The organism is Proteus sp. G2674 (assembly GCF_009915195.1).
GTDB classification, from domain to species: Bacteria; Pseudomonadota; Gammaproteobacteria; order Enterobacterales; family Enterobacteriaceae; genus Proteus; species Proteus mirabilis.
Window position 1 is genome coordinate 50,807 of the sequence record NZ_JAABLS010000006.1, and the last position, 14,554, is coordinate 65,360.

Below are 14,554 nucleotides of genomic sequence, written 5' to 3' on the forward strand. Positions count from 1 at the left end.
CGTATTAATCCTTAAAAAATATCAATATTCAGGAGTATTCTGATGAAAAAAACGGTCGTTGTCTTTAGTGGTGGACAAGATTCGACAACCTGCCTAATCCAAGCACTAGAGCAGTATGATGAAGTTCATTGTATTACATTTAATTATGGACAACGTCATAAAGAAGAAATTGAGGTAGCACAAAGAGTCAGTCAATTATTAGGTGCAACCGCACATAAAGTTTTGGATGTCAGTTTACTCAATGAACTCGCTATCAGCAGCTTAACACGTGACAATATTCCAGTGCCTGATTTTAAACAGAGTGAACAAAGCGATATTCCTAGTACCTTTGTACCTGGTAGAAATATTCTATTTCTTACATTAGCCGCCATTTATGCTTATCAGATTGGTGCTGAAAGCGTTATTACCGGCGTATGTGAAACTGATTTCTCAGGTTATCCAGATTGTCGCGATGAGTTTGTTAAGGCTCTAAATCATGCGGTAAATTTAGGTATTGCTCGTGATATTCAGTTTATCACTCCGTTGATGTGGTTAGATAAAGCGCAAACTTGGGCACTCGCTGATTATTACGGTAAGTTAGATTTTGTGCGCCACAACACCTTAACTTGTTATAACGGTATTCAAGGTGATGGTTGTGGTCAATGTGCAGCTTGCCATTTAAGAGAGCGTGGACTTCATGGCTATTTACAAGACAAAAATGCCGTCATGGACGCCATGAAGAATAAAGTTGGCCTTAAATAATCTGTCAAAAATGTGTTAGCTTTGTTTTCTGTGCGTTTAAACGCGTAGCTGTTATTTTTAATTCATGACCTGTTAGGTTGCTAATAAAGTCGTCGAAGCCGTGATAACTAATTAACCAGTTTTACCCTGTTTTCCCCTGTGATTTTCTCCGCCCTGAAAACAACAGAGCGGGGAATTATTCTATACCAAAACCAATTGACCTCCTCCATGCCCTAAAGGACGTGGCTCCCTACAGCGGTTCAGACCACAGTCTGACCCGCCTCGGTGAGTTCCTGCTTCAGCTGACTACTCCCCCTTTCCACAGGCAAGCACGGTATATCCTGCCGCTAATATGTTACGAGTACCGATAAAATTAGACGGTTGAGCGGATAACATCAATGCTAATCAGCAGACTGGCGTACATACTCCAATTTTTCTCGTAACTGATCTGTAAGTGTTAATGCTTTTTTAGTATTGATATCAACGAGTACAAAAGTCACTAATGCATCTGAAATCAATGCACCATCTTGTTTTCTAACTATTTTTTGAGACAACACACCACTTTTAATACCGACTTCTGCAATATCACAACTAATGGTTAGTTCATCGCCTAAATTAGCGGGCAAACGATAGTTGATATTAATATTCGCGACAACGAGTGCAAGACCATGCCGTTTAAACCAAGCGAGATCTAAGTGTTGTTCAATCCAATCCCATCTTGCTTGTTCTAAAAATTCAAGGTAACGCGCATTATTCACATGCTCAAAAACATCTAAATGGAATCCATAAACTTTAATTAATGTACTCATATGACTTTATTACCTCTTGATATCCCTAACAAACTTTAGCTAAGAGAAATTTCTATGTAATATCTTAAATATAGTCAAAAATATCAAATAGGGTATATTTCATCCGATTATTTATTACCCAAATTAAAATACCATCTGATTATTAATATTATATAAAGGCAATTCTGTACCCCTTTTTGATCACAAAAAAGGGCACAGTATTATCGAGTAATTAGTTGATAATAATCAGATCTTTATTTTGTTCAATAAGCTTCATACCAATACCAAAGACCTTGGCGAGATCATCAAAAGAAGCAAAACGCCCCACTTTTTCTCGATAATCGATAATGGCTTGCGCTTTTGCTTTTCCGATCCCTTTTAGCGTCATTAATTCATCAAGTGTTGCACTATTAATATCCAACTTTCCTTGTGCACTAGCGTTTACCTCACTGACAGCACTCTCTTTTTGATCCCCTTTTTCAATCAACATGGTTGATGTTGAAGGCGATATATCATCGGCATAAGAGAGTGGTGATAACCCTAAACCTAATGTTAAACATATTGATGCCATAAATGCTGATAGTGTTTTTTTATCCATTTTAATCATCTCCTTTTTGTAAAAATAACTGTATATTCAACAGCAAACAGCGATTACTGAATGCCATCAAATAATGCCAAGCCTTAAATAATTCAGCAATTAGCAACCATATGAATTACGAGAGAGTAAGAAAAATAAATTGAATAAAAAAATAGCGTTACAAAAAATGACGTGACTGCTCGCAATTTCTAATCTTGAATGTAATTTTAGTCATAAAAAAACCCAGTCGAAACTGGGTTTTTATTCAATCAATCTAAGATAATTTATTGATAATCTTTATCAAAAATCTCGATTTTTGCTTTTTCTCTTAAATCGCTGAGCATAAGTTGTAAAGCTTCTTCTCCCATTTGGGCGCGATAGAGATTAGTCATAAATTCAAGCTGTTCTGCCGTTGGCTTACCATCAGTGACACTATCTAGTTGGATTAAGACCACTTTTGAACCCGGTACATTAGACATACCGTACTCTTTTTTACCTTCTGCTGGTTTTGGCATAGCAAAAATAGCACTTTGTATTGGATCTGTTGCTGATGAATGAACCACGCTTTCTACCTCACCAAACGAGATATTTGCTTCTTTCAATGCCGCCTCTCCTTTACCTTCTTTTAAGGCTGCAAGGAGTTTCTGAGCTTGCGCATTCATCGCTTGAGAAGCTTTTTGCTGTTTGACCAGTGTAATAACCTTGTCACGTACTTTATCTAATGGTTGGGTTGATGCAGGTTTATATCCTTCGACACGAACAATATAAGCACTATCATTACCAAGGGTAACCATATCTGAGTTCATGCCTGTAGGGCCATTGTCATCAACCAGTGAACCACCAAAGATAAGCTGTGTTAACTTTTCGTTATTCAAGGCTGCTGGTACATTGTTTTCATCAAACCAATCTGTATTGATTACAGTGACGTTCCCTGCTTTTGCTGCTGTCGCTAGCGTGTCGTTATCATTTGAAGCGGCTTGACTCACTTTTTGCTGCAATGCGAAGAAATCATCAATGGCTTTGTTTTCACGCATTTTTACTAATAAGTCAGCTTTAATGTCATCAAAAGGTTTTACCACCGAAGGTTTAATATCATCAAGACGGAAAATAGCATAACCGTTGCTGATTTTAACTGGCTGTGAAATTTGCCCCTTCTCAGTCAAACTCGCATTTGCTAATTCTGGTAGCTCTTGACCAATAGTGATCCAGCCTAATGAACCATCTTGTTTAGCAGAAAAAGTATCAATGGATTTTTCTTTTACTAAAGTGACGAAGTCAGCGCCATTTTTCAACGCATCTTCAGCTTCTTTCGCAGCGGTTTCATCTGCTAAGACAAGTAGACTGTATTTTTTTTGTCCGGGGACAGTAAATTCACTGATATTACTATCGTAATAAGCTTTAACTTCATCATCTGAAATAGTGATATTGCTTAAATCTTTTTGGGCTTCTAACTGAATATAGCTCACTTTAACTTGTGCTGGAGCGATAAACATAGAGGTATTTTGGTCATAAAAGGCTTTTAATTCTTCATCTGATACCGTCTCTTTTTCAAGGAATGGCTGAATATCTAATGAAGCGAGACGCACATTACGACTTTGTAGCATTAAGCCGGCAAAGTCTTTAACTTCGCTCTCTAAAGCAAAGTCAGTGCCTTGAATAGAATAACGTAATTGTTGATTAATCAGATTTTGACGAATTCCTTCAGCAAAGGCATCAGCGTCAATATTATTCGCCGTTAATAACTCAACGTATTTTTTGTTATCAAATTTACCATCAGTTTGGAAATAAGGTAGCGCAAAAATCGCGTCTCTGATTTGCTGGTCGCCAGCAGAAATACCTAACTCTTGAGCAAATTGATCCAGCAAAGCTTGGTTAATCAGCACATTCAGTGCTTGTTGGCGGATCATTTTTTGTCCCTCATCTGATGATGCGAGGGAAGCAAAATTGTCACCCATATCTTTTTGTAATTGTGCTCGGCGTTGTTGATAAGCTTGCTCTAACTGAGCACGACTTATTTTATAACCGTTAACTTCAGCGGCATCATTAACACCAGAACTAAAGAGATATCCGCCCACACCAGTTAGGACGAAAGAGAGGATGATCACAGCTAATAGTATCTTAATAAAAGGATTATTAGCAGTTGAACGAATGTTGTCCATCATAACGAGACTAGGCTCCGTTTGGTGAAAAAATTATTTTTTATTGGTGTTACACGACTATTTTGAGCACAGCTAATTTAACATGCTCATCGCTGGCTTAATATCAAAATGTCGCAACACGCGACAATCCTTAGAAATAGCCAATCCCGTATAAAATTTGAGTCTTAACACACATCTTACAGATACAAAATAAACAGCTCTAATTGACTCATTGGTCAGTTAAGTCTTTAGCTAACCATGAGATGCTTTCATGTTGTCTATTTCAGTTATAGAACAACGCACTATTCTATCAAATGACTACTTTAGTTTCACGTCTTATCACCAGAGAATACTCGGTTTAATCCCCTTTTCTGTGGTAAAAAAGAAAAGCGCATCCTTTAAAGATGCGCTTTATTTCTTAATCGATTCGTTTTCTGTTTATCCATAACGTCAACCCAATAACACATTAGGCAGAAAAACGATTTACTCAATTATTGATTTACTGCGTCTTTTAGACCTTTACCCGCACGGAATGCAGGCACTTTAGCAGCAGCAATTTGAATCTCTTTACCTGTTTGTGGATTACGGCCAGTACGTGCTGCGCGATCACGTACGGTAAATGTACCGAAGCCCACTAATGCAACGTCATCACCTTTTTGTAAAGATTCAGTGATTGAAGCTACCATTGCATCTACAACACGACCCGCTGCCGCTTTAGTGATATCTGCATTCGCAGCAATTTTGTCGATCAGTTGAGTTTTATTCACGCTTTTCATCCCCATAATTTATGCGTTATTTTTTACCATTAATGGCAAATTTTGCAAACGTCGTTATATCAAGCCTTTTTATATATAGCAAGACTGATAAAACAGGACTATTAATTAATAAACCCCATTAAATTAACGACACAAAAAAAGACTGGCAAGCTTTTATTGCTTATCCAGCCTTTTTTTTAGTGAAATATTATGATTCACATCACGATTTAGTGTTATTTGTTAGTCACTACTTCGATGCCAAATGGCGATTTCTCTAGGGCTAACGTTAAAACTTCCTCAATTGTTTTCACTGGGTGAATATCCAGATCAGCAACAATGTTTTCAGGAATTTCTTCTAAATCACGTTTATTTTCATCAGGGATAAGAACTGTCTTAATTCCGCCACGATGTGCCGCAAGTAACTTTTCTTTTAATCCACCGATTGGCAATACTTGACCACGTAAGGTAATTTCACCCGTCATTGCAACATCTGAACGAACTGGATTACCCGTTAAACTGGAAACCAACGCGGTACACATTGCAATACCCGCACTTGGACCATCTTTTGGCGTCGCGCCTTCTGGTACGTGTACATGAATATCACGTTTTTCATAGAAGTCGCCATTAATGCCCAGTTTGTCAGCTCGAGCACGAACCACAGTCATCGCTGCTTGAATCGACTCTTGCATAACTTCACCTAACGAGCCAGTGAAGGTCAGTTTACCTTTACCCGGTACACTTGCCGTTTCAATCGTCAGTAGGTCACCACCAACTTCTGTCCAAGCAAGCCCTGTTACCATACCAATACGATTTTCTGTATCAGCACGACCATAATCGACTTTACGTACACCTAAATAATCTTTCAGATTATTTTCATCGATTTCAATATGCTTGATAGTACTTTCCATCAGCAGTTGTTTAACCGCTTTACGACATAATTTAGAAATTTCACGCTCTAAGCTACGCACACCCGCTTCACGCGTATAATAGCGAATAATGCCCATAATCGCGCTGTCGTGGATTGTTAACTCATTCTCTTTCAGTGCATTACGTTCAATCTGTTTTGGTAACAGATGCTGTTTTGCAATGTTGAGTTTTTCATCTTCGGTATAACCCGATAAGCGGATCACTTCCATACGATCGAGTAATGGCGCCGGAATGTTCATGGAGTTAGATGTCGCCACAAACATAACATCGGATAAATCGTAGTCCACTTCAAGATAGTGGTCATTAAAGGCGATATTTTGTTCTGGATCTAACACCTCTAACAGTGCTGAAGCTGGATCACCGCGCATATCTGATGACATCTTGTCGATTTCATCTAATAAAAATAGCGGGTTTTTAACACCAACTTTGGCCATTTTTTGGATTAACTTACCAGGCATCGATCCAATGTAAGTACGACGGTGACCACGGATTTCAGCTTCATCACGCACCCCACCTAATGCCATACGTACATATTTACGACCTGTCGCTTTCGCGATAGATTGACCTAGCGATGTTTTACCTACCCCAGGAGGCCCTACCAAACACAGGATTGGCCCTTTAATTTTACTGACACGAGACTGAACCGCGAGATATTCAAGAATACGCTCTTTCACACGTTCTAAGCCATAATGATCCGTATCAAGTACTTCCTGCGCTTTCACTAAGTCTTTTTTCACTTTGCTACGGCTATTCCAAGGAACTTGTACCATCCAATCAATATAGCTACGGACTACTGTTGCCTCAGCAGACATTGGCGACATCATTTTTAATTTCTGAAGTTCAGCTTCTGTCTTTTCTCTCGCCTCTTTAGGCATTTTCGCCGCTTCAATTTTGCGTTTTAACGACTCCATTTCATCAGGTGCATCATCCATCTCACCTAATTCTTTTTGGATCGCTTTCATCTGCTCATTGAGGTAGTACTCGCGCTGGCTTTTTTCCATCTGCTTTTTAACGCGGTTACGAATGCGTTTTTCAACTTGTAGCAGATCGATTTCTGATTCCATCATCGCCATTAAATACTCTAGGCGTTCTGTTACATCAGACATTTCAAGCACAGCTTGCTTATCTTTTAATTTCAAAGGCATATGCGAAGCAATGGTATCAGCTAACTTCGCAGATTCTTCAATCGCATGCAATGAGGCTAATACCTCTGGCGGAATTTTTTTATTCAGCTTGATATAACCTTCAAACTGATTGATCGCCGTGCGATTTAGTACCTCTTGTTCACGCTCATCAACAACGGGCGTGTCTAGATATTCCGCTTTAGCTTGGAAATACTCACCATTATCAGATAATGTGGTAATTTTTGCGCGGCGAATACCTTCAACAAGCACTTTTACGGTTCCGTCAGGCAGTTTCAGCATCTGTAAAACAGAAGCCACTGTCCCCACAGAAAAAAGATCATTAACACCTGGTTCGTCAGTAGATGCATCTTTCTGCGCAACCAGCATAATTTGTTTGTTGTCGTTCATCGCAGCTTCTAAGCAATGAATAGATTTTTCACGACCAACAAACAACGGGATCACCATATGTGGATATACAACGACATCACGTAATGGCAATACAGGTATTTCAATACGTTCTGGACGCTCAGGATTCATAGAGCTCTCTCTTCGTTTTTAGCTTAACGCTTTTACAGGTAATTTTATTCGCATCTCACCAAATAAAATTAATTCTACGGATTGTCAAAATATATAAGGGCAGTTTTCCGACATTCAATAGCATTCCCTATTAAAAAAACAAAATGAGGGAAAATTCCCTCATTTTTATTGCGTTGGCACGCGTTATCCTATTTTTTTGCCCTAAAAGGGAGAAAATAGATAATATCAGACAAGAGGTATTGCTGATTTTCGCTATATTATTCACCCGATGCCTGATTTTCAGGTTGACTATATATAATCAGCGGTTCAGATTTCCCATTGATTACATTTTCATCAATGACCACTTTCTCCGCATTTTCAAATGAAGGAAGATCGTACATTGTATCAAGTAATGCAGCTTCTACAATGGAACGTAAACCACGCGCCCCTGTTTTACGCGACATCGCTTTTTTAGCAATCGCGGTTAACGCATCTTTACGGAACTCTAAATCTACACCTTCTAATTTAAACAATGCTTGATACTGTTTAGTCAGGGCATTTTTAGGCTCTTGCAGAATTTGAATTAACGCATCTTCATTGAGCTCACCTAATGTTGCAACAACAGGCAAACGACCAATAAATTCAGGGATCAAACCAAATTTAATCAGATCTTCTGGTTCAACTTGCGCTAATAACTCCCCTTCACTCGCTTTCTCATTTTGGCTTTTCACTTCTGCACCAAAACCAATACCTGAATGGGTATTTAGACGTTGCGCAACTACTTTATCCAGTCCGGCAAAAGCACCACCACAAATAAAGAGGATCTTCGAAGTATCTACTTGTAAGAATTCTTGCTGTGGATGTTTACGTCCGCCTTGAGGAGGTACAGAAGCTACTGTCCCTTCAACTAATTTCAATAATGCTTGCTGTACACCTTCGCCAGAAACATCACGTGTAATTGATGGGTTTTCGGATTTACGAGTGATTTTGTCAATTTCATCAATATAAACAATACCACGTTGTGCTTTTTGCACATCGTAATCGCATTTTTGTAGTAGTTTTTGAATGATGTTTTCAACATCTTCCCCTACATAGCCCGCTTCTGTTAGCGTTGTCGCATCGGCCATGGTAAAAGGTACATCAAGATAACGTGCTAACGTTTCTGCTAATAATGTTTTACCACTACCTGTCGGGCCAATCAGCAGGATATTACTTTTCCCTAGCTCAACACCATCGGCTTTATCGCCATTACGCAGACGTTTATAGTGATTATAAACGGCAACTGCCAATACTTTTTTCGCCAGCTCCTGACCGATAACATAATCATCAAGATGTTTACGGATTTCATGTGGCGTTGGCAATTCACTGCGTTCATGATGAGGTGCTAATTCTTTTATTTCTTCACGAATAATATCAACACAAAGGTCGACACATTCATCACAAATATAAACCGACGGGCCAGCGATTAATTTCTTTACTTCATGCTGGCTTTTACCGCAGAAAGAGCAATACAGAAGCTTCCCAGAGCTATCTTTGCGCTTATCTGTCATCAGTTAACCTCACTTAGTTATTCCTCTTATCAGCGAATAAGAGGAAGAAAGACTTTTTTATCTAGAGATTAATAGCAGCTTTCTTTATATCAATCTATAACAAAGAAAACCTGTTAACTCCATAGCTATTACAACGGAATATGACTAGCTGCGTTGTGTATAAACTTTATCAACTAAACCATATTCTAACGCTTCGTTAGCGGATAAGAAACGATCACGCTCAGTATCTCTTTCTATTTCTTCAATAGATTTCCCCGTATGTTGAGCCATTAACTCATTCATACGCGATTTCACTTTCAAAATTTCTTGAGCGTGGATTTGAATATCTGTCGCTTGGCCTTGGTATCCACCTAAAGGTTGGTGGATCATGACACGTGAGTTAGGTAGACAAATACGTTTACCTTTTGCACCTGCAGATAATAAAAATGCACCCATTGAACAAGCTTGTCCCATACAAATAGTGCTAACATCCGCTTTGATATATTGCATTGTGTCATAAATCGACATACCTGCAGTGATCACACCACCCGGTGAATTAATGTACAGGTTAATATCTTTTTCTGGGTTCTCAGCTTCTAAAAACAACATCTGAGCAACAATGAGATTGGCCATATGATCTTCAACTTGGCCAGTCAGGAAAATGATACGTTCTTTTAATAAACGTGAATAAATATCGTAAGAGCGCTCACCTCGTGAAGTCTGCTCTATAACCATCGGCACCAAAGCCATATTAGGTGCGAATTGTTCCTGGGTGTCGTTAAATGACATATCTGTCTCCTATTGCATTCTTATTGGTGCCAATGACAACAATTTTACTTGAGATAATTGATCATGACCATTGCAAATGATCCAATCTCTCACAAGACATTCAAGGCGCCTCGCGAGGAGTGATAAAATGACTATAGAATTATCTGGAGATAATCGCTCAAATTTCAAGACAAAATTTGATAAATATACACAAACTGAAAAAAACCCGTGGTTTTTACCACGGGTTTTTGCTTAAAACCGATATCGCGGTTAAAAATTAACCCATCTGAACTTCATTCATTAGTTCAGTGAAGTTAGTTTCTTTTTCCGTTACTTTAGCAGTTGCTAAGATTTTTTCTACCGCTTGCTCTTCTAATGCTAAATTACGGATGTTATTCATCAGTTGTTCGTTCTTATTGTAGAACTCAACAACTTCTGATGGATCTTCATAAGCTGAAGCCATTTCGTCGATCAACGCTTTCACACGCTCGTCTTCTGCTTTCAGTTCATTACTATTGATCACTTCACCTAACAGTAATCCAACGATAACACGACGTTTTGCTTGTTCTTCGAACAATTCACGTGCTAATTGCAGAGCTTGTTTTTCATCACCACCGAAACGTTGTGCTGCTTGACGTTGCAGAACTTCAATTTCGCTATCTACTGCAGCTGCAGGTACGTCAACTTCGTTAGCTTTCACTAAGCCATCGATAACTTGTGATTTAACACGTGTACGGATCGCATTTTTCAGCTCACGTTCCATGTTTTTACGTACTTCGGCACGTAAACCATCAACTGAACCATCTGCAATACCGAAGCGTTTGATGAACTCTTCAGTTAATTCTGGCAGTTCACGCTCTTCCACTTTTTTCAGGTTGATAGCAAATTGTGCTTTTTTACCTTTTAGGTTTTCAGCGTGGTAATCTTCTGGGAAAGTCACATCGATAGTGAATTCTTCACCTGCTTTATGACCGATAAGACCTTCTTCAAAACCTGGGATCATACGGCCTTGGCCCATTGCTAGTACGAAATCTTCAGCTTTTCCGCCTTCAAATTCTTCACCGTCAATAGAACCATTAAAATCAACAGTTACACGATCTTCTGCCGCAACTTCACCTTCTTTATCTTTCCACTCTGCTTGTTGTTTACGCAGAGTTTCTAACATGTTATCAACGTCTTCGTCTTTAACTGTCACGATAGGTTTTACCACTTCAATGCTTTCCAGATCTTTCAGTTCGATTTCTGGGAAAACTTCGAATTCTACAGAGTATACAAAGTCTTCACCTTCTTTGTATTGCTCTGGTTTGTAATCAGGTGCACCTACTGGGTTAACTTTGTTTTCGATGATAGCGTTGATGAAATTACGCTGCATCAGATCACCCAGAACATCATTCAGAACGGACATACCGTAACGTTGTTTAACCATAGACATTGGTACGTGTCCTTTACGGAAACCATCAATGCGAACAGTTTTAGCAGCTTTTTTCAGTTCGCTGTCTACAGCTTTTTGGATATCAGCGGCTGGTACGGTGATTGTGACACGACGCCCTAGGCCTTGAGTCGTTTCAACAGAAACTTGCATCTTGTTACCTCAAAATAAGTTTTAGTGCTCGGTCTACTTTAAAGGAAGCTAATCTACGGCAAGTAGTATTAGACTTAATACTCCTTTCAGAACCGGGGCCGCCACATTTAAAAAAACGAGGATCCCTGATATCAGAAGCATCCCGAAACCTTACTGAAAATTAGACGCGACATTATAACGATCTAGAGGGGTTGAGTCGAGAAAGAGCCGTTTTATTCCTCAATTTTTTCATAAAAACAAGGTTAACACTGCTTTTTAGCCCCATAAAGAACAAAAAATACGCATCTTAGTCATCATTTACTCACGATTAACAATCTTCTTATTAATCTTGTTGGCTTCCACCACGACATCCTGGAGAGTGTAATGCTTTATCTTGTTGTTCATCCCACTCACTCAAGGTAAAAGTGTGCAGAGCTAAAGCATGAACGCCGTTATCTAATTCATGAGATAACGTTTGATAAACATCACGATGACGTGACACACTGCGTTTATCATTAAATAAGTCACTCACAATAACGACTTTAAAATGGCTCTCCGAGCCTGCAGGTACATTATGACGATGGCTTTCGTTAATGACTTGCAAAAAATGGGGAGAAAAGCGTGAAATCAGCTTATTCTCAATATCATCACGGATCATCTCAGTCCTTATAACATAACAATCAAAAAAAGAAGTTATCTGTTAGTTAAGTGAATAAATAACTTTTAGTAATACAGATAAATGGCTTTCTTGTCTTAAACATTACCTATGATAATCGCTTATTTTTTCTCTTGAGTAAAATGCTCACCTTAACAAGAGAAATGGAGTGAGTTATAAATCTGTTCTTATCACAATAAAACGCATTGATAAAAATCAGATAATTTCGTTCATTAAAGGGATATTAGCTACGCTTTTGCAGTGGTATGATAGGCAAAATAGCCACCCTTATCTGCTGAGAAAACGGCAGAATTACTTAATCGAGACACTATCATGATAAAAAATTTACTTTGTGCCGTGTTTGCGCTCACAATGCTGGCAGGATGTGCAACACCAAGCAATAAATTATCGATTGAGCCAGTGATGTCTGTACCACCATCAGATCCAACTATGCGCCCAATTACACTTAGTATCACCAGCCAAGATAAACGACCTTCGAAAAACTTAGCGGAAATGAGTCGTAATGGTAAGTTAGAGGTTTTAGTACCCACACGTGATTTAGCTTTTCTAATGCAAGAAATCGTTCAAAAACAGATGATGGCACGTGGCTATACTTTTGGCTCTCCAGCCGCAGCTGACGTAATTGTGGTGATAAATAAACTGAACGCAGATATTAGTGAAGGAAGTCTACGCCATAATATTAGTGCTAAAGCAGATATTTCCGTTGTTGTCAGCATGCCTAATGGTAGCACAAACACTAAAACCTATCGTACTAGCTACAATGTACAAGGCCCATTTGGCGCATCCAATGATAAAATAGCGGCAGCGATTAATAATGTTTTATCTGAGCTTGTCAGTGATATGGCAAAAGATCCTTCCGTCAGCCAATACATCAAATCTAACGCTCGTTAATTAATAAAAAAACGGCTTGTAAAGATAGCAAGAAACAAGCCGTTAAAAGGAATTTTGCATGCTTCAAGCCGCCTTTAAACAGACCACTTGGTATAAATCTTTTATTTTACTGTTACTTGGTTTCACTTCGGGCTTACCCCTTGCATTAACAGCAGGAACCTTACAAGCATGGATGACAGTAGAAGATATCGATTTAAAAACGATTGGTTTTTTCTCATTGGTTGGCCAAGCTTACGTATTTAAGTTCCTCTGGTCGCCGTTTATGGATCGCTATACACCTTCATTCTTAGGCCGCCGCCGGGGATGGATGTTGTTAACACAAATCGGTCTTGTGTTAGGTATTGCGGGTATGGGCTTTTTAAATCCTAGCCATCATTTATGGTGGTTAGCCTCGTTAGCCGTCATCGTCGCTTTCTGTTCTGCCTCACAAGACATCGTCTTTGATGCCTATAAAACCGATATCTTAAACGCTGATGAACGAGGCACAGGTGCAGCAGTCTCTGTGTTGGGCTATCGAATAGCGATGCTGGTTTCTGGGGGCATGGCACTATGGCTTGCAGATAAATATATTGGCTGGCAAAACATGTACTGGCTAATGGCTGCCTTAATGGGCATTGGTATTATCGCCACGCTATTAGCTCAGGAGCCAGAAACCGCCTTCAAACCTCCACGTACACTCTATGAAGCCGTTATAGAGCCTTTATATGAGTTTTTCTCTCGTAATAATGCATGGTTAATTTTACTACTTATTGTGCTTTACAAAATGGGCGATGCCTTTGCGTTAAGCTTAAGTACCACATTCCTTATTCGTGGCGCCGGATTTGATGCAGGTGAAGTGGGATTAGTCAATAAAACGCTTGGATTGGCAGCAACCATTGTCGGAGCCTTATTAGGCGGTTTATTAATGCGCCGTTGGACTTTATTCAAGGCGCTGATGATCTTTGGTATTTTGCAAGGAGGTTCAAATATCGGCTATTGGTATTTAGCTATCTCTGAGCAAAATATTTATAGCATGGGAGCGGTAATCGCTTTCGAAAATATTTGTGGTGGTATGGGAACGGCGGCTTTCGTGGCTCTACTAATGACACTATGCCATCAATCTTTTTCAGCAACACAATTTGCCCTTCTTTCCGCCTTAGCGGCTATCGGCCGTGTCTATGTTGGTCCTGTTGCAGGCTGGTATGTAGAATCCCATGGCTGGGAAGCGTTCTATCTTTTCTCTATTGTTGCCTCTGTTCCCGGTATTATTTTGCTGATGATCGCTAAAAATACACTCACTTATACGCAAAAAACTGGCGAATTTTTACAACGAACATTATTTATTAAACAATACCGTTTAGCGATTTATGGTTTACTCTTTGCCGTATTACTATTTTTGTGTAGCTTAATATTACTTATTATTAATTCGTTACCAAATTTAGAGATGTTTCAGTCAGTTGATTTTATACAATCTATTAATAATGAATTATTAAGCGAGCTTACTTCTACACTCTTCTTATATGGTGTCATTATTGGCGCTGTTAGCTTAATTATCGGGACTATTTTAGATTACTTGGCACTGAAAAAAACGGCTAATTAAGTTAC

The 14,554-nt window shown here is 39.1% G+C and carries 12 protein-coding genes; 3 read left to right on the forward strand and 9 right to left on the reverse strand.

The features are described from left to right. Positions 1–42: 42 nt before the first annotated feature. Positions 43–741 (forward strand): 7-cyano-7-deazaguanine synthase QueC, encoded by a 699-nt coding sequence (gene queC, locus GWI58_RS01710; protein WP_004245081.1) that lies wholly within the window; start codon positions 43–45, stop codon positions 739–741. Between the two features lie 380 nt (positions 742–1,121). Here the strand turns inward: queC and GWI58_RS01715 are convergent, their stop codons facing one another. The 9 genes from GWI58_RS01715 to bolA all read right to left on the reverse strand — a co-directional run bounded on the left by GWI58_RS01715 (position 1,122) and on the right by bolA (position 12,061). After that, the gene (locus GWI58_RS01715) at positions 1,122–1,529 is read right to left on the reverse strand and encodes an acyl-CoA thioesterase (RefSeq protein WP_094959400.1); all 408 of its coding nucleotides are present in this window, start codon (positions 1,527–1,529) and stop codon (positions 1,122–1,124) included. 211 nt (positions 1,530–1,740) lie between these two features. Further along, on the reverse strand, positions 1,741–2,115 hold the full coding sequence (locus GWI58_RS01720; RefSeq protein WP_004245083.1) for a ComEA family DNA-binding protein: 375 nt from the start codon (positions 2,113–2,115) through the stop codon (positions 1,741–1,743). A 254-nt stretch (positions 2,116–2,369) separates the two neighbouring features. Then, entirely contained in the window at positions 2,370–4,247 is a 1,878-nt protein-coding gene (ppiD, locus tag GWI58_RS01725; protein WP_004247230.1) for a peptidylprolyl isomerase, read from the reverse strand. Positions 4,248–4,714: 467 nt separating this feature from the next. Beyond that, complete coding sequence (gene hupB / locus GWI58_RS01730) at positions 4,715–4,990, reverse strand: nucleoid-associated protein HU-beta (RefSeq protein WP_004247229.1); 276 nt, start codon at positions 4,988–4,990, stop codon at positions 4,715–4,717. 221 nt (positions 4,991–5,211) lie between these two features. Then, positions 5,212–7,566 carry an endopeptidase La gene (gene lon, locus GWI58_RS01735; RefSeq protein ID WP_094959401.1) on the reverse strand — a complete coding sequence of 785 codons (2,355 nt, stop codon included), beginning with the start codon at positions 7,564–7,566 and terminating at the stop codon, positions 5,212–5,214. Between the two features lie 257 nt (positions 7,567–7,823). Continuing rightward, the gene (clpX, locus tag GWI58_RS01740; protein ID WP_004245087.1) at positions 7,824–9,095 is read right to left on the reverse strand and encodes an ATP-dependent protease ATP-binding subunit ClpX; all 1,272 of its coding nucleotides are present in this window, start codon (positions 9,093–9,095) and stop codon (positions 7,824–7,826) included. Positions 9,096–9,239: 144 nt separating this feature from the next. Further along, the gene (gene clpP / locus GWI58_RS01745) at positions 9,240–9,863 is read right to left on the reverse strand and encodes an ATP-dependent Clp endopeptidase proteolytic subunit ClpP (protein ID WP_004245088.1); all 624 of its coding nucleotides are present in this window, start codon (positions 9,861–9,863) and stop codon (positions 9,240–9,242) included. 256 nt (positions 9,864–10,119) lie between these two features. Further along, a complete protein-coding gene (gene tig / locus GWI58_RS01750; protein WP_161768859.1) occupies positions 10,120–11,424 on the reverse strand; it encodes a trigger factor in 1,305 nt (434 codons plus the stop codon). A gap of 322 nt (positions 11,425–11,746) precedes the next feature. Further along, the gene (bolA, locus tag GWI58_RS01755; protein ID WP_004245090.1) at positions 11,747–12,061 is read right to left on the reverse strand and encodes a transcriptional regulator BolA; all 315 of its coding nucleotides are present in this window, start codon (positions 12,059–12,061) and stop codon (positions 11,747–11,749) included. Positions 12,062–12,391: 330 nt separating this feature from the next. Here bolA and GWI58_RS01760 point away from each other — a divergent pair, with 330 nt between their 5' ends. Next, positions 12,392–12,970 (forward strand): lipoprotein, encoded by a 579-nt coding sequence (locus GWI58_RS01760; protein ID WP_012367480.1) that lies wholly within the window; start codon positions 12,392–12,394, stop codon positions 12,968–12,970. Between the two features lie 58 nt (positions 12,971–13,028). Beyond that, positions 13,029–14,549: a muropeptide MFS transporter AmpG gene (gene ampG / locus GWI58_RS01765; protein ID WP_094959402.1), complete on the forward strand. Its 1,521-nt coding sequence runs from the start codon at positions 13,029–13,031 to the stop codon at positions 14,547–14,549. Positions 14,550–14,554: the final 5 nt, after the last annotated feature.